This window comes from Arthrobacter sp. 754, from assembly GCF_040548695.1.
GTDB lineage: Bacteria > Actinomycetota > Actinomycetes > Actinomycetales > Micrococcaceae > Arthrobacter.
Window position 1 is genome coordinate 21,302 of the sequence record NZ_JBEPSC010000007.1, and the last position, 19,842, is coordinate 41,143.

Consider the following 19,842-nt stretch of genomic DNA (forward strand, 5'->3'; position numbering starts at 1 on the left):
TTTTTGCAACGACTTTCGGGCAAAAGTAAAGCCCCGGTGCATTCGATGAATGCACCGGGGCCCGCCTCCTGAGAGGAACTGCTTACATCGGGTCGGGCCAGTTGCCTGAGTAGGTGGTGTACGTGGTGCCCTTCTGATCCTTTACAGGCTTGGACATCGGGTCGGGCCAGTTGCCGCTGGCAACCGAGACGCCTGCAGTGTCGGAGATCGAACCTGCGGACAGGACGGCCGGAGCCGCTGCGGAGAATGCCAAGGCGCCTGCCAGTACGGCAGCGGCAGCTATCTTCTTAAACATATGGAGTCCTCAATACGAGTCGGATTCGTTACAAAGTCAGCACGTCCTTGTTGACACCTATTGTAAAATATCTTCCACAGGGACTGTCAAGCTTTGTGTATATATGCTGTCCAGAATAAGGAGGATATCCCGTGGGCAACGGATTCGGGGAGAAGCTCCGGGCGGAGCGGCTCGAACGTGGCCTGACCCAGGCCGAACTGGGTAAGGACCTTTATTCCCCGAGCTATATCTCCCTCTTGGAAACCGGCCGCAGGGAGCCTACGGCCGAGGTCATCGAGGAACTTGCCCGCCGGTTGGAACTGGCGCCCAAGGCCCTGGAAGCATGGAGCCAGCCCATCTCGGTCAGCGACGCCGAGTACGTCCTGGCCGGCCTTTACGCCCGGCAGGCGTGGGACCTGCGTGATTACCCACTGGCGGCGAGCCATGCAGCGACTGCCGCAAGAATCGCACTCGAGGGCAAGAACACCAGTGCCTGGTGGAACATGACTTACATGCAGGCGGAATGCCTCATGAAGCACGGAGACCTGCAGGATTGTCAGCAAATTACTGAACGCCTGCTGGAGCACCCGATGGCCAGGGAGTCAGTTGGATTGGGCGTGCGTGCCCGCCAGATGCTGGCTGCTGTGTTCCACCGCCAGGGCCAGCTTTCGCTTGCTGTGGATCGCGCCCTTGAAGCAGTAAAGCTGTCCGAGAAACTCCCGAAGAACTCCATCATCATTATCGGCGCCCACCGCGCTCTTATCGCAGCATTGGCTGAAAGCGGCAGGCTGGACGAGGCCTGGAGGTACTGCCAGGCGATGAATGCCCAGGTAGACGAAACCTCAATGGCCCAGCTCGCGGGCGAGGTGGCCTGGGTCATCGGCAACGTGGCGTTTATGCGCCACGACTACACCGAGGGTGTCAAAGAGCACGAACGGGCAGCAAAGCTGCTTTCCCCTGCCAACGACATCGAACTGTGGGCCCGCTTCAACAAGGCATCGGCTGCGGTGCGGCTCCAGTCCGGCATCGTGGAGCCTGAGACGCTCGCGTCAATTGAGCGTGCCGAGCTGGCGTTTTCCATCGTGCACGGCATGAAGAGCGACCAATTGGAGGTCGCTTTCATCCGCGCCCGCTGGCTGTACCTCACCGGCGACATCGTTGCCGCCATCCAGAAGCTCCGCGAAATCCATGCCGAGTCCGACGCACTGGCCAAGCACACCGCCGGCGAGGTGGCTCTCCTGCTGGGCAAATCACTCAAGGCTGCCGGCGAATCCGACGAAGCCCTGGTGTACCTCCACGAAGCACAGAAGGACTTCAGCTCGGCCGGAGCCCAGGACCGGGTCCAGCAGGCACTGGACTCGATCCTGGAAATCAGGCTCGCGCAGGAGCGTTCGGCCGCCGCGGCGAAAAACGCCAAGGCAAGCTGACTCCGGAAGCGGCTAGGCGAACGCCCTGCCCGTGAGTTTCTCGTAGGCCTCGATGTAGCGGCTGCGGGTGCGGGCCACGACGTCCTCGGGCAACGCCGGCGGAGGCGTATCCGATTTCCTGTCCCAGCCTGACTCGGCCGATGTCAGCCAGTCGCGGACATACTGCTTGTCATATGACGGCTGTGCTTTGCCCGGCTCGTAAGTGGCTGCATCCCAGAAGCGGGAGGAATCGGGCGTGAGCACTTCGTCGCCCAGGGTGATGGCACCGGACACGGCGTCATAACCGAACTCCACTTTGGTGTCCGCCAGGATGATGCCGCGTTCCCGGGTGATCTTCTCGGCCGCCGTGTAGATCTTCAGGGTCAGCTCGCTCAGCCGCCCGGCAATGTCATCGCCCACCATGGCAACGACGTCGTCATAGGAGATGTTCTCGTCATGTTCGCCCACCTCGGCCTTCGCCGACGGGGTGAAGATGGCCCGTTCCAGCCGTGAGCCGTCCACCAGGCCTGGCGGCAGCGGAATCTCGCAGACCGTCCCGTGCGCGTTGTACTCCAGCAGCCCGGAACCGGTGAGGTAACCGCGGGCGATGCACTCCACCGGGAACATGTCCAGCTTTTTGCAGATCATGGCGCGGCCTTCCACCGCCGCTGGAACCCCGGCTTCCACCGTGGAGGCCAGCACGTGGTGCACCACGTCAAGCTGGTCGAACCACCAAAGGCTCAGCTGGGTGAGGATACGGCCCTTGTCCGGGATCTCGCTCGCCAGGACATGGTCGAACGCGCTGATGCGGTCGCTTGCGACCACCAGGACGCAGTCCTCACCCACTTGCTGGCGGATGGCTTCGTCTGCAGGCTCGTACAGGTCACGGACTTTGCCGGAGTAGACGTGCGTCCAGCCCGGCAGTTCCAGGGTGGCGGTGCTGAAGCCGCGCTGGGGAGAATTCCCGGTCATGTCATGCCCTCGCCTTCGTCACCGGCAGCGATGCCGTCGCGCTGGACGCCACCTTGATTTCGCCACGGGCGGCTTTCCGTCCGATGTCTGTCCGGAACTGGGACCCCTCCAGCTGAACCAGCTCCACGCCGTCGTACGCCCGTTCCCGGGCCTCCACGAGGTCGCTTCCGAGCGCAACAACGGCCAGCACCCGGCCGCCGGCGGAGACCACCTTGCCGTCTTCGTCGAACGCGGTACCCGCGTGGATCACGTGCACGCCCTCAAGCTCCTCCGCCTTTTTCAGGCCGCGGATGCGGTCGCCGGTGCGCGGCTTGTCCGGGTAGTTTTCGGACGCGACGACGACGGCGACGGCGGTCTCCTTGGACCAGCGCAGCTCCTCGGCCTGGTCCAGTTCGCCCTTGGCGGCTGCCAGCAGCAGCGCACCGAGCGGGGTTTTGAGCCTGGCCAGGACGGCCTGCGTTTCAGGATCGCCGAAGCGGACGTTGAACTCGATGACCCGGGTACCGCGCGAGGTCAAGGCCAGGCCGACGAACAGCACACCCACGAACGGGGTGCCGCGGTTGGCCATCTCCTTGACCGTGGGCTGGGCCACCCGGTCAATGACTTCCTGCACCAGGCCGGCGGGAGCCCACTCCAGCGGGGTGTACGCGCCCATGCCGCCGGTGTTGGGGCCTTCGTCGTTGTCGAAAATGCGCTTGAAGTCCTGGGCCGGCGAGAGCGCCACAGTGTTGCGGCCGTCGCACAGGACAAAGACGGAGACCTCGGGGCCGTCCAGGAACTCCTCGATGACCACCGTGCCGCCGGCATCAAAGCATGCCTGGGCGTGGGCGAGCGCTTCGTCACGATTCTTGGTGACCACAACGCCCTTGCCTGCCGCGAGGCCGTCGTCCTTCACTACATACGGCGCACCGAAGGTGTCCAGGGCGGAGGCCGCTTCCTCCGCGTTCGTGGCCACCATGGCCATGGCCGTGGGGACGCCGGCCTCAGCCATGACTTCCTTGGCGAACGCCTTGGACGCTTCCAGCTGGGCGGCGGCCTTGCTGGGACCGAAGACCGGAATGCCGGCCTCACGGACCGCATCCGAAACCCCTGCGGCGAGCGGGGCTTCGGGGCCCACCACCACAAGGTCGACGCCGAGCCGGGTAGCCAGCGCAGCTACGGCGTCGGGGTCATTCCCGTCAATCCGGTGGGTGGGGACCAGCTTGCTGATGCCGGCATTGCCGGGAGCTGCGTGGACCTCGGACACGTTGGGGTCGGCGAGCAGGGAGCGGACAATGGCGTGTTCGCGGCCTCCGGGGCCGATGACGAGTACCTTCACAGTCTCCAAGGGTACTTTGTGGACCCTGCCCTCTCCTAAGGAAAGTCCAAGCTGTGACCGGGATCAGCGATCTCCGGAGCCTTCGGCTACGAACCCAAGGCATGAAGAAGCTTCAGAACTGGCTCAAGGGTCCCACCGCCATGGCCGCGCTGGCCGGTGTGGTGGCGGCCGCCGTCGTACTTTCCGTCGCGGAGCTGATCGGGGCGTTCTTCACTGCGCGGGCCACTCCAGTGATCGCGTTGGGCTCGACCTTCATCGACTTCACGCCGCCGTGGATGAAGGATTTCGCCATCGCGACGTTCGGCACCAACGACAAGGCCGCCCTCTTCGTCGGCATGGGAGTGACCATCCTGCTGCTGGCCTGCGTGCTGGGCGTGGCGGCCTACCGGAAGTGGGCGCTGGGCGTGGCGGGCGTGCTGTTCATGGGGGCAGTGATCGTGGCCAGCGTTGTCACGCGGGCAAGCGTCAAGCCGCTCGACGCCGTCCCCACAGTCCTGGGAACAGTGGCCGGGCTCGTGGTTTTGCGGCTGCTGATCGCCCCGCTTTGGCGGTTGAAGGCCTGGCCGGAGGCACCGGCTGACACTGGCGCGGAGGAACCCGGCCGTCCCGCCACCAGCCGCCGCCGCTTCTTCGCCGCTGCCGGGATCACGGCAATCGGTGCCGGGATCGCCGCCACGGGCGGACGCCTGCTCAGCGCCGCCCGCAGCAACATCGCCCAGGCCCGGGAGGCCCTGCAGCTGCCCACCCCGCTCAAGGCCGCCGCAGCAGTGCCCGCCGGCGTCCAGTCCCCCGCGCCCGGGGTCACGCCGTGGATCACGCCCAACGGCGACTTCTACCGGATCGACACCGCCCTGAGCGTTCCCGAAATCAACGCGGACGACTGGGAACTCCGCATCCACGGCCTGGTGGAGCAGGAGGTCCGCCTCACCTTCCAGGACCTGCTCGACGCCGACCTCATCGAATCGCACGTGACACTGACCTGTGTGTCGAACCCGGTGGGCGGCAACCTCGCCGGGAACGCGCGCTGGCTCGGCCTTCCGATTCGTGAGGTCCTTAAGCGGGCCCGCCCCAAGGACGGGGCGGACATGGTGCTCTCGACGTCGATCGATGGTTTCAGCGCCTCCACACCGCTGGAAGTACTGCAGGATGACCGGGACGCCATGCTGGCGATTGGCATGAACGGCGAGCCCCTCCCGCTGGAGCATGGCTATCCGGTGCGCATGGTGGTGCCGGGGCTGTACGGGTTCGTTTCCGCCACCAAGTGGGTGGTGGACCTGGAAGTGACGAGGTTCGCGGACAGCAAGGCCTACTGGACACAGCGTGGGTGGTCCGAACGAGGGCCCATCAAGACCATGGCCCGGGTGGAGGTTCCGAAGTCCTTCGCCAAGGTACCGGCCGGCCGCGTGGCGATCGGCGGCACGGCGTGGGCGCAGACCCGTGGCATCACCAGGGTGGAAGTCCAGATCGACAACAACCCCTGGGCCGAAGCGGTCCTGTCCACCGAGGCGTCGCTCATCACCTGGCGCCAGTGGTCCTTCGACTGGGAGGCGACCCCCGGGCCGCACTACATCAAGGTCCGCGCCACGGACGGGACCGGCGAGGTGCAGACGGACCAACGGGCCGATCCCGTGCCGGACGGCGCGTCCGGCTGGCAGTCGGTCATGGTCACCGTGGAGTAGCCCGGGATCGGGGGGTCCGGCCCCTAGACTGGCTTCATGCCGCACAACCCCCATGCCACGTTTACCGTGGACTCCGCCGTCGAACTGGCCGTCATCGAGCGCAGCGGATTTGTGGAGTCCCGGCATATCGGCTCCGCCGTGCTGCTGGCAGCGGACGGCACGGTAGTGACAGAACTTGGCGACATCACCACGCCCATCTTTGCCAGGTCTGCGCTTAAGCCGTTTCAGGCGCTGGCATCGATGCAGTCCGGCGTTCCCTTGCGCGGCGCCCAGGTGGCGCTGGCATGCGGCAGCCATACGGGGTCCCTTGACCACATGGACGTGGCGGAGGGAATGCTGAAGGCCGCCGGCGTCACCGAAGACCAGCTCCAGTGCCCTGCCGCGTGGCCGCAGGACGAGACAGCCCGCAACTGGCTGGTGCGCTCCGAACGTGGCAAGTCAAAGCTGGCCTTTAATTGCTCCGGCAAGCACGCGGCGTTCCTGTGGGCCTGCACCGAAAACGGCTGGGACACCCACAGCTACCTTGAGCCGAACCATCCCCTGCAGCAGCGCGTGCGCAGCGTGATCGAGGAGTACACCGGGGAACGGATCGCCCACTTGGGGATTGATGGCTGCGGCGCCCCGGTGGCAGCCGTATCGCTGACCGGCCTGGCTCGCGCCTTCTCCCTCCTGGCCAAAGCGCCGGGCGACAAGAACTCCAACGCCCGCGCAGCAACCATCGCCACGTCCATGCTGGACTATCCGTGGGCTGTCCAGGGCCAGGGCGAGGCCAATACGGTGGTCATGGACGAACTGGGGATTATTGCCAAGATCGGCGCCGAGGGTGTGCTGGCGATGGCCACTCCGCAGGGCGTGTCTGTGGCCGTCAAGATACTGGACGGCAACATCCGCGCCACCTCCCTGATAGGACTGACGATGCTCGCCGCCGCTGGGGCGGTGGACATCCCTGGTGTTTCCAGTGTCCTGGAACGGGTGGTCAGTCCGGTCATGGGCGGCGGCCAGGCAGTGGGAAGGATCCGCCTCGGGCCAGCAGTGTCCGCGCTCCTCGACTAAGTCACCGGAAATAAGTCACTGGAAAAGGTCTCAATGAATAACGTCTCAGTGAATCCGAAAACGCACACGCGTCCAGGCATCAGCATGCTGACGCTGTCTGCCGGATTGGTTGGGCTGCTGACCATTGCGGCCACGGCCGCACCGCCTGCCGCTTCAGCAGCCATCGGCCCCACGCTCACAGTGGACGGTGCGCCGCTGGCAGGCTCGGTCCAGCCCGACGGCGACTTCACGGTTACGGCCGGCGCGCCACCGGGGGTCACCGTAAAATTCAAGATCGATGGGACGTATCTGGGCCAGGACAGCAGTGCGCCGTACACATGGTCTGTCACGACGGCGGCCGGAAACCACAGGATCGAGGCGCGCTGGGACCTGAGCGGAAGGCAATCCGTGGCCGCGGAATTCCAGGTGGCCTCCCCCAGTGAATCTGCGCCGGCGCCTTCGCCTTCGCCGTCGCCGTCGCCCGCGCCCGAACCGGTGCCCGCACCCATCCCTGCAAACACCGTCTCCGTCTCAACGGCCGCCGAACTGTCTGCTGCCTTGGCCGCCGCAGCTCCGGGGCAGACCATCCACATGCAGGATGGACTGTACGTCGGGAAATTTGTCGCTTCCGCCTCCGGAACGGCTGATGCACCCATCACGCTGGCCGGGTCGCGGGCGGCTGTCCTCAGCACCGGCTCGATCTGGAGCGGCTACGGCCTGCACGTCACGGGAAGCCACTGGAGGATCGCCGGCCTTGCCGTGACTGAGGCTGCGAAGGGAATAGTCCTGGAGGGCAGCACCCACACCGTCATCAGCAACGTGGATGTGGGTCGCATCGGAAGCGAAGCAGTCCATTTCCGCAAGAACAGCAGCGATGGCATCGTGCGCGATTCGGACATCCATGACGTGGGTCTGGCCCAGCCGGGGTACGGCGAGGGCTTGTACGTGGGAAGCGCGAAAAGCAACTGGGCAACGGTCATGGGATCGGCGGACGTCCCCGACCGTTCGGACCGCGTGCAGATCCTCAACAACAGAATCTCACGGACCGCGGCCGAAGGAGTCGACGCCAAGGAGGGCACCTCGGGAGGCGTTATCCGGGGCAACAGCTTCACCGATGCCGGATACTCGGGGAGCAACTCCGCCGACTCGTGGGCGGATATCAAAGGCAACGGCTACATCGTGGACGGCAACACCGGATCCACCGCCCTTGCTGACGCGTTCCAGGTCCACAGCGTGCTGGAGGGCTGGGGATTGAACAACAGCTTCTCCGGTAACACCATCCTGGGCGGTGTTCCGGGGTACGAGGTATGGGTGCAGTCCGGCAGCCTGGGGACTGTTATTGCCTGCAAGGAGAGCAAGGCCGGCCTGGGCCTGAGCAACGTGCCGTGCTCCGGCTGACCAGGCCGGCCTGCCTCCTTCTTTGAACGATCCATCCCCAAAGGAGGACCCCTAGAGCGGCTGCCTCTGGTGGGCAACGGGGCCCCGGTGGGCAACGGGGCTTCTGTGGGCAACGGTGCTCGGCTGGTAAGGCCGCCCCAGTGCCCGGTATTCCCAGCCCCGTGAGGTGTAGCGCTCAGGATCGAGCGCGTGCCGCCCGTCGACTATGCGGCGGTGGTGCACCAGGGCTCCCAGATCGTCAGGGTCCGCCGCCCGGAACTCCTCCCACTCGGTCAACAGGGCCACCACATCCGCCTGTTCCACAGCCGCAGCCAGGCTGCCCACATAGTTCAGGTCCGGGTACAGCCGGTGGGCATTGGCGTTCGCTTCGGGATCGTAGACACTGACTGTGGCACCTTCCAGGTAGAGCATTCGCGCCACATCGAGGGCCGGCGCGTCACGGACGTCGTCTGAATTGGGTTTGAACGCCGCTCCGAGGGCGGCGATCTTCACCCCTGCGAGGCTTCCGCCGGCAAGCTCCCGCACCAGGTCAACGGTGCGGACGCGCCGGCGGTTGTTGATGGAGTCCACCTCGCCCAGGAAACTCACAGCCTGCCCCACCCCCAGCTCTTCCGCGCGGTGCTTAAAGGCGCGGATGTCCTTGGGGAGGCAGCCGCCACCGAAACCGAGTCCCGGTTTGAGGAACCTGCCGCCGATCCGGTCATCGAGGCTCAAAGCGGCCGCCAGCAGGCTGACGTCGGCAGAGGTGGCCTCACAGACCTCAGCCATCGCGTTGATGAAGGAGATCTTGGTTGCCAGGAAGGAATTGGCCGCCACCTTGACCAGTTCCGCGGTGGCGAGGTCCGCAACGATCAGCGGGGTCCCGTCGTCGAGCAGCGGCTTGAAGGCACGCCGAAGCATTTCCTCGGCCCAGGGCGATGTCACACCGAACACCAGGCGGTCCGGATGCAGGGTGTCCTGGACCGCGAAGCCTTCCCGGAGGAATTCGGGGTTCCAGGCCAGTTCGAGTTCGGCGCCCAGCGGGGAGATGTCCGCAACCATCGCCGTGAGCCGCTCGGCCGTGCCGATGGGTACTGTCGATTTGCCCACCAGGAGGGCCTTTCGCCTGATGCGGGCGGCCAACCCGGAAAACGCCGACTCCACGTAGCTGAGGTTAGCGGCGGACGAATTGGGTGCCTGGGGTGTGCCCACGCAGATGAAGTGGACGTCACCGAATTCGGCCACGTCGTCCAGGTTGGTGGTGAACTTCAGCCGGCCGGAAGCCAGCGCCTCCCGCAGCTTCTCCGGCAGCCCCGGTTCATAGAAGGGCACCTTGCCTGCCCGGAGCTGGTCTATCTTGTGGTGGTCGACGTCAAAGCCCAGGACATCGAAGCCCATGATGGCCATGCAGATCGCGTGCGTTGCGCCCAGGTACCCGGTACCGATCACCGTGATTTTGGGCGCGCTGAAGGACTCAAGGTTGTTCATTGGGTTCTCGTTCCTTTGTTCTAAGGAGAGGAGTGGAGCAGGATTCCGGTATCCCGGACGTTCCCTAGTTGGTGCAGGGCAGGTTGGAAAGGCCCTGTTCCGCCCGGGAGGCAGTGTTGCTGCAATCGACCACGTTGTCGCGCACCGGTTTCAATGAGTATCCAAAGCCGGGACCGTTGACTTCGGCGGTGTTCTCCCGGAAGACGTTCCCGGTGCCCCAGCCGTCGAGGATCTCGTGCGTTTGGAACCCGTCCAAGGGCGAGTTCTTGCCAGTGTTCCTTTCTATCCGCCAGCCCTTGCCTTTGACATCAACCCAGGAGTCGGCCTCCTTGATCGATGAACCTTCGAAGCTGTTGCCGGTCAGGACCCCATCCGAGGTCCCTTCCTTGATGTCGATACTTTCGGCGGTGGTGCCGGAAATGGTGTTTTCCCGGATTTCGTTGCGGTCGCTCTTATCCGGTTCGCACGAGGTGATGTCGCACCAGTTGCTCTCGGCTGTGCCGATGTAGATCCCTTCGCCGAACTTGGGTTTCCGCAGCCCGGCGCCGGTCACGGTGTTGCCCGCCACGAGGTTGTCGGAGCTGAACCTGCGCAGGTGGATCGCCTCGTCACCCGTGCCCTCCACCGTCAGGCCCTGGACAACGGATTGTGTGGTCCCATCGAGCATCACCCCTTTTTGACCGTTCCGTACCGTGAAGCCCTGCAGCGTCCAGTGGGACGCCCGGTCCAGGTGGAGGACGTAGCCGTCCTCTTTTCCGCCGCCGTCGAGCACGGCTCCCTTTCCGCCGCAGAGCGTGATGGGCTGCCCTGCGGCGCCGGCGCCGGTTCCCACGAAGTTGCCCACGTACACGCCGTCGGCGAGGAGGATCACCGCACCGGGCTCCGGCGCAGCCAGGGCCGCCGTCAGTTCGGCGGACGTGGCCACGGTCAGGGTTGCGGCCGGGCAACTGGCGGAAACTGCAGGTCCGCTCGCGCCGCCCGAAGGTCCCGGCTGCCCGGGCGAAGGTGCTGTGCCGGTCTGCGGGGTGGTGTTCTGGAAGCTGATCACCGCGAAGACCACTACCAGCGTCACCAACAGCATCGAGGCCAGGGCGATCCAGGCGGCGGGCTTCACACTGCGGACCCTCACTGCAGCTGCCTCACGTCGTCATACGTCACCACTCCCCGGCTGAGAGAGGTCAGCGGGACGTGGTCGGCATAAGGGCTGCGGAGGACGCGTTCGGCGTTCTTTCCGCGGGCCACGGCGGTCACCAGCAACAGCGCCCCCAGGAGGAACCAGATGAAGGTGAGCGGCTGGAACACGGATTTCACCACCCGTTCCACGGTGTAGGCCGGAACCCAGGCGAGGACGTCGTTTTCGCCCAGCAGTGCCCCCGCCGAACCCTCAGCCCAGATGGCCGTGGACCCGTTGCCCGCAACGACGTTGCCCGCCACCGTGGTTTCGCTGACGTTGCCCAGCAGGGTAATGCCGTGGTTGGAAATGTTGTTCAGGGTGTTCTCCTCGACGACGGCACCTGCGTCACGTACGTAGATGCCGGTATCCCCACCCGTGATCGAGTTGCCGGTGACCTCGGCCGTAGATCCGGCATCCCGTACCGCTACGGCCTGCCGGGTATGGTCGAGCAGCGTGTTGTTGGCAATGGTCACGTCCTTGGCGCCGTCGGTTGCGACGATTCCCACTTCGTTTCCGGCAAGCCGGTTGTTCCGGACGCTCAGGCCGGCCCCGCCAACCACCTCGATCCCGTACCGGGCGTTCTTGTCGAACGAACCTCCGCTGACCTGGTTGCCGCCGTAGCCATCGACGGCGGTGCCAACGGCATTTGGCCCGTCGGCCAGCGGCCTGCCGTCCATGGAAAGACCGTTGCGGCCGTTCTCCCTGGCCTGGACGTTTTCGAAGCTGATGCTTTCGGTGGAGCGGCCTATGGTGAACCCGTCCACAGCGTTCCCGGAGGACGAGGTCCCGGTGATGGTGGCGTTGGAGACGAACCGGTGGAGCACCAGCCCGTCCACCAGGCTTCCGTAAATGATGGTGTCCTTGATGACTACATCCCTGGCGTTGGTCACGAAGAGCCCGAAGGCGTTGTTGCTTACCCGAAGGTTTTCAATTCCTGCGGTGACCACACTGTAGTCCTGGGCGGATTCCGCGGTAAGGCCCTGCAGTTCGGCGTCCGGCAGGAGCCGAGCGCCTCCCCCGGCCTCCTGGGCCTCCGCCGCCGTCGGCTGCTCCTCACTGAAGGCACCCACCGCATCCGTTCCGGTCAGCGACAGTCCTCCCGTATTTCCGCTCCAAAAGCCCAGATAGGAGACGTCGGAGTGGGCGAAGGAGGCATGGCCGCCGACGACGCGGATGTAGGCCCGGCCGTCCCCGGTGGTTTTGTCCGGTCCGCCCTTGGTGCTGTCCCAGCTGGTGACGGAAACCTTGGAGGCTTCGGAGCCGCCCAGGGTGAGGGACCCGCCCAGCGCCACCACGGAGACGAACCCCTGGGCTCCGCTTTCGAGCCGGAGGTCCAGGCCCCGCGCGGGATCCGGTGAGGCGAGCGCGAGCGTGGCTCCCGCCAGCACAGTGATGCTCTCGGAGAGCAGGTATGACCCGCCGTCCTGCAGGCGGAACGCGTTCGGGGCCAGTGCCAGCAGGTCGCCCACGGTGTAGGCCTCGTTCCGGGCAGGCAGGACCAGCGTGTAGCTCGATCCTGTCCGGATCCGGTAGGGACCCTCCAGGCCTTCCACCCGCCAGCGGGCAGCGGAGGCGATGGTCCGGACGTAGACCAGCCGCTCGTCCTCCTGCTCCACGAGTCTCGCTTCGCTGGCAGGATCGCCCGGATAGATCACGCCCTGGACGTTCCCGTTGTCCGCAATCTCGTTCCGGCCCACCGCATCCACTGCTTCGCCCTTGCCGATGTTTCCGGCATAGATGAAACCTGCCGAGGCCAGCGCGGCCGTGAGCGCAACAACCACAATGGCGCGGCCCGCCTTCATGCCGCCACTTCCCCGGCACTCAGGCTCGCCGCGTCCTGCCCGTCGCCGCCCATCTGGTCTGCGTGGCGGGTCAGCCAGCCCTGCTTGTTCATGGTGGCGAACGCGTAGAGCTTGATGGGGAGGGCCACCAGGATCACTGTGACCGCCAGGACGGGAAGGATCAGGATGTCTTTGGGTGCCGGCGCAGATGCGAGATGCCGCGGATACCCCGGCCCAGCAGGAGCCAGCACACAGCCGCCGCAACGCCGAAGGGTGTGGGATCAAGCCGGTTGAAGATGAGGTAGAACATGGTCAGGCCCATGGTGAGCGGCGTGAGGATGATCTGCAGCACGGTCACCTTCGTCACGAAAGGGACGCCCCAGAGCCACCCTTTGGCAATCGCGGTGAGGTAGCACCGGTACGAGTTCCGGCTCCAGCGGATGCGCTGCTTCATGAAGGCCCGGAAACTGGCGGGGAACATGGAGAGCGCGCACGCTGAGGACTGGTGGACGGTCTTGTACCCGGAGGCGAGGACCAGCCAGGTGAGCCTTCCGTCGTCGCCCGAAATGCAGCGCCTGCCCATAAAATATTCGTTCTCCAGGTGCTCAATCAGTCCCATGACGGCGCTGCGCCGGTACACCGCGGTGCGGCCGGAAATGCAGGGTACCGCACCGGCACGGCCCATCGCCGGGACGTAGTCGAGGTACCGGACATTGACCAGCCAGTCGGCTATCCGCCGCCACACGCTGGAGTCGCGCTGGTAAACGGTCTGGTGGGTTCCCACTCCCCCCACTGTGGGGTCCGCGAAGGGCATCTGCACGTTCTCCAGCAGGCCCGGCTGCCACCAGGTGTCCGAATCAGTCAGCACCAGGATCTCGAACCGGGCCATCCGCATACCCACGCCCAGCGCGGATCTCTTGCCGACGTGGTGGAACAGGACCGGCCGGATGGTGTCGTCGCCCAGGGCGGTAATCCGGTGGTACGCATCCAGGTCCTCGACATCCAGGACCACGATGATCTCGTCCGGTTTCTGGGCCCGCCAGGACTCCAGTGCGCTCATCAGGATGTCCGGATCCTCATGGAACGAGGGGACCACCACCGATGTCGAGGCACGGAAGTCCGTGACGATCGGGCTGGCGCGGTGGGAGAGGATGAAGCGGTAGAGCCACAGGCCCCAGACAATCACGCCCGCAACTGCCAGCGGAAAGTAGGGCGAAATCTCGGCATAGAACTCGCTGAAGCTGCCGCCGGTGAGGCTGCGGAAGGCATCATTGAAATCCAGGGGAAGGGGAGGCATGAGCGGTCCTTCGCTGTTGTGGATGTCAGTGAGGGGCTGCCGGGCCGAGGTGCCGGCGGTCAGTCCCGTCCGCCACGTCGAACCCATGGCGGAAGCCCTGGTGGATCGCCCCAACGGTCGGGGCCGGGCTGTCACTGCTGCCGACTCTGCGTCGAGCCTTGTAACCACCATGCCCGGACGGATTACCGCTCCGCCACTAAACGCGCTACCCTAATTCACCCCGTAACTACCCGACTTCCTCCGTCGTTGTACTCGCGTTCTACCTAGGGGATTACTGAGATTGTTTCCAGAAGGGGAGGCCGGCCTCATGGCCATAGCGCGCCGCCGCATCGGCATTGAAGAGGGCAAAGCGGCCCTTGCCGCATGGCAGGAAGCTGCCCGGTCGCCGTCGGGCGCTCCTTCACGGAACGTCACCGCCACGGCGGTCCGCTACACCCTCGAAGAGGTTACCGCCCGGGCGCCGGGGAACTCCGTGGAGGTCCGGGTGCCGCCGTTCGGCGTTACCCAGTGCGTGGAGGGGCCCCGGCACACGCGCGGCACACCGCCGAATGTGATCGAGTGCGACGCCGCCACCTGGCTGGGGATGGTCACCGGCACGGTGAGCTGGGCGGACGCTGTGGGCGAGGGCAGGGTGGCAGCCTCCGGGCTGAGGGCTGACCTGTCTTCACTGCTGCCGCTCTGACCCCCTAACCCCCAACCGGCAGGGACTACTGCCCGGGGTTGAGGACCACCTTGATGCAGCCGTCCTCTTTCTTCTGGAACTTCTCATAGAGGGCAGGGGCACCCCCCAGCCCCGAGCGATGGGTGACCAGATCCATAACACCCAGCGGATCGGCGTCGTCCTCCACCAGGGGCAGCAGGTCATCGGTCCAGCGGCGCACGTTGCACTGCCCCATACGGACCTGGAGCTGCTTGTCGAACATGGTCAGCAACGGCATGGGACTCGCCTGTCCGCCGTAGACCCCGCTCAGGGACAACGTGCCGCCCCGCCGCACGGCGTCGATGGCTGTGTGCAGGGCAGCGAGCCTGTCCACGCCGGCGGTCTCCATCGCCTTCTGCGCCAGTTTGTCCGGCAGCAGGCCCAGTGCCTGGTGGGCGAAACCGGCAACCGGGGAACCATGTGCTTCCATTCCGACGGCGTCAATCACCGCGTCCGGCCCCCGGCCTGCGGTCATTTCCCGCAGTTCCTCCGCAACACCCTTGCTGTAGTCCAGCGTTTCCACCCCGTGCCGCGCGGCCATGGCGCGCCGCTCGGGCACCGGGTCCACGCCAATGACCCGCAGCCCGCGGTGGACGCCGATCCGGCCGGCGAACTGCCCCACGGGCCCCAGGCCGAAGACCGCAAGCGTGCCGCCGCGCGGGACATCGGCGTACTCCACTGACTGCCAGGCGGTGGGCAGGATGTCGGACAGGAACAGGTACCGCTCATCCGGCAGCTCGGCCCCGACCTTCACCGGGCCGTAGTCCGCGTGAGGCACGCGAAGGTACTCCGCCTGCCCGCCCGGAACGGAGCCATACAGCTCTGAGAAACCCAACAGGGCGGCGCCTGATCCCTTGTCCTTGACCTGGGTTGTCTCGCACTGGGACTGCAGGCCCTGGCTGCACATGTAACAGTGGCCGCAGGAGATGTTGAAGGGAACCACCACCCGGTCACCCTTGCGGAGGTTGGTGACGCCGCTGCCCACTTCCTCCACGATGCCCATGGGCTCGTGTCCGATCACGTCGCCTTTGTGCATGTAAGGACCGAGCACCTCGTAGAGGTGGAGATCCGAGCCGCAGATGGCTGTGGACGTGATCCGCACTATGGCATCCGTGGGCTCCTGGATCACCGGATCCGGGACTTCATCGACGCGGACTGAGCGTTTGCCTTGCCAGGTGAGGGCCTTCATGGGGTTGCCTTTCCGTCGGATCCCGGGGTTATGGTTCGTTCGACGCTAGTCGGTCCGAACACAAAAAGTAAGTATGCTGATGACTTTTTCCTTGTGCGGGCCGGAGAAGGCTCCTAGCGTAGGAGGCGGCAGACTTCGGTCCCGCCAGCCTGATTCCGCCCACAGTGAGGAGCCGCCGTTATGGCGCTTAACCAGCCTGAGCCCGTTGAAATCTCCACGAGGATCCGTCCAGGCGAATGGACGGAGCAAAGCCTCACGGAACTGCTCGAGAGCTACCGCACCAAAATCATGGGGATGGGCGCTGCCCCTTCGGAAGTGGTTGAGGAGGTGGAGAGGAGCGACGACGGTTCGGTCAAAGTCAGCGTCGCGTGGGTCAAGCCCGTATGAGGAGCCTGCCGATGGCGCCCTGCTGCAGATTGCCGAGTACCTGACGGGGACCGTCATAAACCTCGGCCGCGCCCGCGTCGCGCAGTTCGGCCGCACTGGTCCCGCCGCAGGTAACGCCTATGGCCGGCATCCCCAGGGCGGCCGCGGCTTGCATATCCCACACCGAGTCACCCACATAGACGGCGTCGGCTGCGAGGACGCCGACAGCTTCGAGGGCCGCAACAAGGATGTCCGGCGCGGGCTTGCTCGCTTTGGCATCGTTGGCGCTGGTGGCGGCATGGATGAACTGGTCTGCGTCGAGCGCCCTGCGGGCGGCTGCCAGGTCCTGGTTGCGGGCTGACGATGCCAGGGCGACGGCAAGTCCTTGCTCGTGGCAGGCGGCCAGCAGTTCCCCGGCGCCCTCGAGCGGACGCAGCGACGGCCAGTTCAGGGCGAAGACCGCCGCGTGGCTGGCAAGGATTTCGGAATCCGCGTCCCGCTCCCGGCCCGCGGGAAGGAGTGTGTCCACCAGACGGTCCCCGCCCATCCCTACACACCGATGAATGGCTGCCATGGGGACGTCGAATTGGTGCATGCGGAAGGCGTGCCACCAGGCCAAGGTGTGGAAGTAGTTGGAGTCCACCAGGGTTCCGTCAACATCGAACAGGACACCCCTGCGGGACTGGCCAGCCGGACCGCCGGGACCCATCACCCGACAGCAGCGCGTGCGGACAGCTTCTTCCCGTGCGCCGCAGCCTTATCCTTCGGTGACGCCGGACGGACCCGATCCCGGAGGATGGTTCCAGCGCCGTTGCCGCTGCGGTCCCGGATCAGGCCCGTGCCGGCGATCTCGCGCGCCATCTCGACGCCTTTCACGGCGGCCCGCTTGGTCGGGAAGGTCACGGAGATGGCCATCAGGTTCCCGGAACCATCCATCATCCTCACCCTGTAGCCACCGTCTGGCGCATCCACCAGTTCAAAATATCCGGCCATTACCAATCACCCCTTGTTCAGTCACTGCGCTGTGCTTTCCTGGAGCGCTCCGTCAGTCTTAGTAAGTATACTTACTTCCTGGGCGAAGGAGTAGTGCCATCCACTCCTAGGTCCCCCGCTGGCCTACCCTTTCTGCCTCCGGGGGGATGGGGGTATCGCTGCGGCGGACCGAATCCTGATGCAGCTCAAGGGCGCTGGTCACCATGGCGAAATGGCTGAAGGCCTGCGGGGTGTTGCCGAGCTGGCGCGCGGCCGTGACGCCCCATTCCTCACTGAACAGCCCCACATCGTTGCGGAGTTCGAGCAACCGTTCGAAGAGCGCGGTGGATTCCCCGGAGCGCCCCGCACCCAGGAGTGCCTCCACCAGCCAGAAGGAGCAGGCCAGGAACACGCCCTCATCCCCCGGGAGTCCGTCGTCGCTGTCGGCCGGACGGTACCGCAGGACAAAACCGTCTTCGGTCAGCTCGCGCTGGATCGCGTCGATTGTCCCGAGCACGCGCGGATCATCCGCGGGGAGGAAGCCCACGCGCGGAATCAGCAGCAGGCTGGCGTCGAGTTCGGGCCGCCCGTATGACTGCAAAAAGGTGTTGCGAACAGGATCAAAACCGTTGGCCATGACTTCCCGGTGGATGGTGTCCCGCAGTGCCTCCCAGCGTTCCACCGGACCCGCGAGCCCGAAGTCGCGGACACCCTTGACCATCCGGTCCGCTGCCACCCAGGCCATCACCTTCGAATGGGTGAAATGGCGCCTCGGACCGCGCATCTCCCAGAGGCCGTTATCCGGCTGGTCCCACACTGTTTCCAGGTGCTCCATCAGCGTCACCTGCAGGTCCCAGGATTCGTCCGTGTGCTTCAGCAGGGAGTTCCGGGTCAGCGCCAGGCAATCGAGCACCTCGCCCCAGACGTCCAGCTGAAGCTGCTCCGCGGCACCGTTGCCAATCCGCACCGGCTTTGAGTTCTCGTATCCCGCAAGCCACGGCAACTCCATCTCCGGAAGGCGGCGTTCACCATGGATTCCGTACATGATCTGGAGGTCGGCCGGGTCACCTGCCACGGCACGGAGCAGCCAGTCACGCCAGGCAGCCGCCTCCGCCGTATAGCCGGCGGCCAACAATGCCTGCAGCGTCATGGTGGCGTCCCGGAGCCAGCAGTAGCGGTAATCCCAGTTGCGCGGGCCGCCGATCTGCTCGGGGAGGGAAGTGGTCACGGCTGCGACAATGCCGCCGGTGGGAGCGTAGGTCAGGGCCTTGAGCGTGATCAGCGAACGCATTACGGCGTCCTGGTATTTTCCCTTGACTGTGCATTGGGACGTCCAGCCGCGCCAAAATGCAAGGGTTGTGCCCAGCACGTCCTCGGCTTCCACTGTGTGGGGGCGGCCAACATGGCTGGGCGCCCACGTCAGGACGAACGGCACGCGCTCGCCGGCCTCCACGGTGAAGTCGCTGAGGGAGTGCAGGTTTTCCCCATGCAGGGGCGCGTCGGTGACAAAGTAGACGGCGTCCGGTCCCGCGATGGCATGGAGTCCGTGCTTGTCCCGCCGGACCCAGGGAACGATGTGCCCGTAGTCGAACCTCAGGGTCAGTTCGCCGTGCATCCTGACGCTTCCGCTCACGCCCTCCACGATCCGCACGATGTCCGCCACCTCGTCCCGCGGCGGCATGAAGTCGATGATCCGGACGGTGCCGTCGGGGGTATCCCATTCCGTTTCCAGGACAAGGGTGCCCTCGCGGTAGGCGCGCCTGGTGCAGGCGCCGCCGCCCTCCGGGGCCAGCAGCCAGCGTCCGGCCTCCGGCGTATCCACCAGGGCGTTGAAACAGGCCGGCGAGTCAAACCGTGGAAGGCAGAGCCAGTCGATGGAGCCCTCGGTGCTGATCAGCGCGCCGGTGTGGAGGTCGCCAACAACTGCGTAATCTTCTATCCGCGCCATTCCAATACAGTGCCATACGGAACGCCCCGGGTGGTGAAGTCCGGCGGTGTAGCCTGAATTGATTGCCGGCCCTGACCCCCGGAGGCACCATGACCTGTGCAACGCCGTCGGATCCGAGCTGACTGTGTCGATCCACATCGGCACGTCCGGCTGGAGTTATGACCACTGGGAGAACGTCCTGTACCCGCCAGGCCTGCCTGCCCGGGACAGGCTCCAGCATTATGTTTCCCGGTTCAGCACCGTTGAGCTGAACGCCAGCTTCTACCGGTGGCCGCGGGATACGTCGTTCGCCAGCTGGCGGCGCAGGCTCCCTGAAGGATTTCAGATGTCTGTCAAAGCGCCCCGTGGGCTGACGCATGCGAAGAAGCTGTACGCACCGGAAGTGTGGGTGGAGCGGATCGTCCGCTGCTGGCACGAACTCGGAGACAAACGGGCAGTTCTGCTGGTCCAGCTCCCGCCCCAGTTTGAGCGCGATGACGCCCGGCTGGACTATTTTCTCTCAGCTCTCCCGTGGTGGATCCGGGTTGCCGTGGAGTTCCGCCACCACAGCTGGGAGCACCACGATGTCTATTCCCTGCTTGAACGCCACCAGGCTGCCTACTGCATCATGAGCGGCGCCAATCTGCCATGCATACTGCGAACCACGGCACCGTTCGTCTATGTTCGGCTTCACGGCCCCGACCACCAGCACCTTTATGGCGGCTCCTACTCGGACACGGACCTGCACTGGTGGGCTGACCGCATCCGCGAGTGGGCCGGCGCCGGGCAGGATGTTTATGCCTATTTCAATAACGACGGCGGCGGGAACGCCGTGCGGAACGCGGAGACCCTGCGCTGGATCCTCGGCGCGGGCTGACGTCACGGAAGGC

19 protein-coding genes are annotated in these 19,842 nt (G+C 65.4%); 7 read left to right on the top strand and 12 right to left on the bottom strand.

The window, feature by feature from the left end; genetic code table 11:
* Positions 1 to 82 precede the first annotated feature (82 nt).
* Positions 83 to 295, bottom strand: a complete 213-nt coding sequence (locus ABIA70_RS18585) for a hypothetical protein (protein ID WP_354149058.1) — start codon at positions 293 to 295, stop codon at positions 83 to 85.
* Positions 296 to 426: 131 nt separating this feature from the next.
* On the opposite strand from ABIA70_RS18585, the gene ABIA70_RS18590 reads away from it, so the two are divergent.
* A complete protein-coding gene (locus ABIA70_RS18590; RefSeq protein WP_354149059.1) occupies positions 427 to 1,701 on the top strand; it encodes a helix-turn-helix domain-containing protein in 1,275 nt (424 codons plus the stop codon).
* A 12-nt stretch (positions 1,702 to 1,713) separates the two neighbouring features.
* On the opposite strand, the gene ABIA70_RS18595 is transcribed toward ABIA70_RS18590, so the two are convergent.
* Both ABIA70_RS18595 and purD read right to left on the bottom strand, forming a co-directional pair.
* On the bottom strand, positions 1,714 to 2,652 hold the full coding sequence (locus ABIA70_RS18595) for a phosphoribosylaminoimidazolesuccinocarboxamide synthase (protein WP_354149060.1): 939 nt from the start codon (positions 2,650 to 2,652) through the stop codon (positions 1,714 to 1,716).
* Position 2,653: 1 nt separating this feature from the next.
* The gene (gene purD / locus ABIA70_RS18600; protein ID WP_354149061.1) at positions 2,654 to 3,970 is read right to left on the bottom strand and encodes a phosphoribosylamine--glycine ligase; all 1,317 of its coding nucleotides are present in this window, start codon (positions 3,968 to 3,970) and stop codon (positions 2,654 to 2,656) included.
* A gap of 101 nt (positions 3,971 to 4,071) precedes the next feature.
* Here purD and ABIA70_RS18605 point away from each other — a divergent pair, with 101 nt between their 5' ends.
* Genes ABIA70_RS18605 through ABIA70_RS18615 form a run of 3 tightly spaced genes read left to right on the top strand, consistent with a single transcriptional unit; the run spans position 4,072 to position 8,079 of the window.
* On the top strand, positions 4,072 to 5,649 hold the full coding sequence (locus ABIA70_RS18605; RefSeq protein ID WP_354149062.1) for a molybdopterin-dependent oxidoreductase: 1,578 nt from the start codon (positions 4,072 to 4,074) through the stop codon (positions 5,647 to 5,649).
* 36 nt (positions 5,650 to 5,685) lie between these two features.
* Positions 5,686 to 6,702 (top strand): asparaginase, encoded by a 1,017-nt coding sequence (locus ABIA70_RS18610; protein WP_354149063.1) that lies wholly within the window; start codon positions 5,686 to 5,688, stop codon positions 6,700 to 6,702.
* A gap of 33 nt (positions 6,703 to 6,735) precedes the next feature.
* Positions 6,736 to 8,079 (top strand): right-handed parallel beta-helix repeat-containing protein, encoded by a 1,344-nt coding sequence (locus tag ABIA70_RS18615; RefSeq protein ID WP_354149064.1) that lies wholly within the window; start codon positions 6,736 to 6,738, stop codon positions 8,077 to 8,079.
* Positions 8,080 to 8,130: 51 nt separating this feature from the next.
* Here ABIA70_RS18615 and ABIA70_RS18620 read toward each other — a convergent pair whose 3' ends face one another.
* From ABIA70_RS18620 to ABIA70_RS18640, 5 genes are all read right to left on the bottom strand, one after another.
* Positions 8,131 to 9,546 (bottom strand): UDP-glucose dehydrogenase family protein, encoded by a 1,416-nt coding sequence (locus ABIA70_RS18620; protein WP_354149065.1) that lies wholly within the window; start codon positions 9,544 to 9,546, stop codon positions 8,131 to 8,133.
* Positions 9,547 to 9,610: 64 nt separating this feature from the next.
* A complete protein-coding gene (locus tag ABIA70_RS18625) occupies positions 9,611 to 10,675 on the bottom strand; it encodes a right-handed parallel beta-helix repeat-containing protein (RefSeq protein WP_354149066.1) in 1,065 nt (354 codons plus the stop codon).
* On the bottom strand, positions 10,672 to 12,522 hold the full coding sequence (locus tag ABIA70_RS18630) for a right-handed parallel beta-helix repeat-containing protein (RefSeq protein ID WP_354149067.1): 1,851 nt from the start codon (positions 12,520 to 12,522) through the stop codon (positions 10,672 to 10,674). The genes ABIA70_RS18625 and ABIA70_RS18630 overlap by 4 nt, the downstream gene beginning before the upstream one ends.
* Positions 12,519 to 12,650, bottom strand: a complete 132-nt coding sequence (locus ABIA70_RS18635) for a hypothetical protein (RefSeq protein ID WP_354149068.1) — start codon at positions 12,648 to 12,650, stop codon at positions 12,519 to 12,521. Before ABIA70_RS18635 ends, ABIA70_RS18630 begins: the two co-directional genes overlap by 4 nt.
* A gap of 32 nt (positions 12,651 to 12,682) precedes the next feature.
* Complete coding sequence (locus ABIA70_RS18640) at positions 12,683 to 13,798, bottom strand: glycosyltransferase (protein ID WP_354149069.1); 1,116 nt, start codon at positions 13,796 to 13,798, stop codon at positions 12,683 to 12,685.
* 307 nt (positions 13,799 to 14,105) lie between these two features.
* On the opposite strand from ABIA70_RS18640, the gene ABIA70_RS18645 reads away from it, so the two are divergent.
* The gene (locus ABIA70_RS18645) at positions 14,106 to 14,480 is read left to right on the top strand and encodes a sterol carrier family protein (protein WP_354149070.1); all 375 of its coding nucleotides are present in this window, start codon (positions 14,106 to 14,108) and stop codon (positions 14,478 to 14,480) included.
* A gap of 25 nt (positions 14,481 to 14,505) precedes the next feature.
* On the opposite strand, the gene ABIA70_RS18650 is transcribed toward ABIA70_RS18645, so the two are convergent.
* The gene (locus tag ABIA70_RS18650) at positions 14,506 to 15,687 is read right to left on the bottom strand and encodes a zinc-dependent alcohol dehydrogenase (RefSeq protein ID WP_354149071.1); all 1,182 of its coding nucleotides are present in this window, start codon (positions 15,685 to 15,687) and stop codon (positions 14,506 to 14,508) included.
* A gap of 180 nt (positions 15,688 to 15,867) precedes the next feature.
* Between ABIA70_RS18650 and ABIA70_RS18655 the strand changes: the two genes are divergently transcribed.
* Positions 15,868 to 16,074: a hypothetical protein gene (locus ABIA70_RS18655; RefSeq protein WP_354149072.1), complete on the top strand. Its 207-nt coding sequence runs from the start codon at positions 15,868 to 15,870 to the stop codon at positions 16,072 to 16,074.
* Here the strand turns inward: ABIA70_RS18655 and ABIA70_RS18660 are convergent.
* From ABIA70_RS18660 to ABIA70_RS18670, 3 genes are all read right to left on the bottom strand, one after another.
* Entirely contained in the window at positions 16,061 to 16,762 is a 702-nt protein-coding gene (locus ABIA70_RS18660; protein ID WP_354149073.1) for an HAD family hydrolase, read from the bottom strand. The two genes, ABIA70_RS18655 and ABIA70_RS18660, sit on opposite strands and share 14 nt — an antisense overlap.
* Positions 16,762 to 17,046: a hypothetical protein gene (locus tag ABIA70_RS18665; RefSeq protein WP_354149074.1), complete on the bottom strand. Its 285-nt coding sequence runs from the start codon at positions 17,044 to 17,046 to the stop codon at positions 16,762 to 16,764. Before ABIA70_RS18665 ends, ABIA70_RS18660 begins: the two co-directional genes overlap by 1 nt.
* A 106-nt stretch (positions 17,047 to 17,152) precedes the next feature.
* The gene (locus ABIA70_RS18670; protein WP_354149075.1) at positions 17,153 to 18,973 is read right to left on the bottom strand and encodes a glycoside hydrolase family 15 protein; all 1,821 of its coding nucleotides are present in this window, start codon (positions 18,971 to 18,973) and stop codon (positions 17,153 to 17,155) included.
* A 124-nt stretch (positions 18,974 to 19,097) separates the two neighbouring features.
* On the opposite strand from ABIA70_RS18670, the gene ABIA70_RS18675 reads away from it, so the two are divergent.
* Positions 19,098 to 19,829: a DUF72 domain-containing protein gene (locus ABIA70_RS18675; RefSeq protein WP_354149076.1), complete on the top strand. Its 732-nt coding sequence runs from the start codon at positions 19,098 to 19,100 to the stop codon at positions 19,827 to 19,829.
* Positions 19,830 to 19,842: the final 13 nt, after the last annotated feature.

Bases quoted from the DNA above. Each gene is read 5' to 3' on its own strand.
- ABIA70_RS18585 (WP_354149058.1), bottom strand. From the start codon at position 295: ATGTTTAAGAAGATAGCTGCCGCTGCCGTACTGGCAGGCGCCTTGGCA.
- ABIA70_RS18595 (WP_354149060.1), bottom strand. From the start codon at position 2,652: ATGACCGGGAATTCTCCCCAGCGCGGCTTCAGCACCGCCACCCTGGAA.
- ABIA70_RS18605 (WP_354149062.1), top strand. From the start codon at position 4,072: ATGAAGAAGCTTCAGAACTGGCTCAAGGGTCCCACCGCCATGGCCGCG.
- ABIA70_RS18610 (WP_354149063.1), top strand. From the start codon at position 5,686: ATGCCGCACAACCCCCATGCCACGTTTACCGTGGACTCCGCCGTCGAA.
- ABIA70_RS18615 (WP_354149064.1), top strand. From the start codon at position 6,736: ATGAATAACGTCTCAGTGAATCCGAAAACGCACACGCGTCCAGGCATC.
- ABIA70_RS18620 (WP_354149065.1), bottom strand. From the start codon at position 9,546: ATGAACAACCTTGAGTCCTTCAGCGCGCCCAAAATCACGGTGATCGGT.
- ABIA70_RS18630 (WP_354149067.1), bottom strand. From the start codon at position 12,522: ATGAAGGCGGGCCGCGCCATTGTGGTTGTTGCGCTCACGGCCGCGCTG.
- ABIA70_RS18640 (WP_354149069.1), bottom strand. From the start codon at position 13,798: ATGCCTCCCCTTCCCCTGGATTTCAATGATGCCTTCCGCAGCCTCACC.
- ABIA70_RS18645 (WP_354149070.1), top strand. From the start codon at position 14,106: ATGGCCATAGCGCGCCGCCGCATCGGCATTGAAGAGGGCAAAGCGGCC.
- ABIA70_RS18650 (WP_354149071.1), bottom strand. From the start codon at position 15,687: ATGAAGGCCCTCACCTGGCAAGGCAAACGCTCAGTCCGCGTCGATGAA.
- ABIA70_RS18655 (WP_354149072.1), top strand. From the start codon at position 15,868: ATGGCGCTTAACCAGCCTGAGCCCGTTGAAATCTCCACGAGGATCCGT.
- ABIA70_RS18660 (WP_354149073.1), bottom strand. From the start codon at position 16,762: ATGGGTCCCGGCGGTCCGGCTGGCCAGTCCCGCAGGGGTGTCCTGTTC.
- ABIA70_RS18665 (WP_354149074.1), bottom strand. From the start codon at position 17,046: ATGGCCGGATATTTTGAACTGGTGGATGCGCCAGACGGTGGCTACAGG.
- ABIA70_RS18670 (WP_354149075.1), bottom strand. From the start codon at position 18,973: ATGGCGCGGATAGAAGATTACGCAGTTGTTGGCGACCTCCACACCGGC.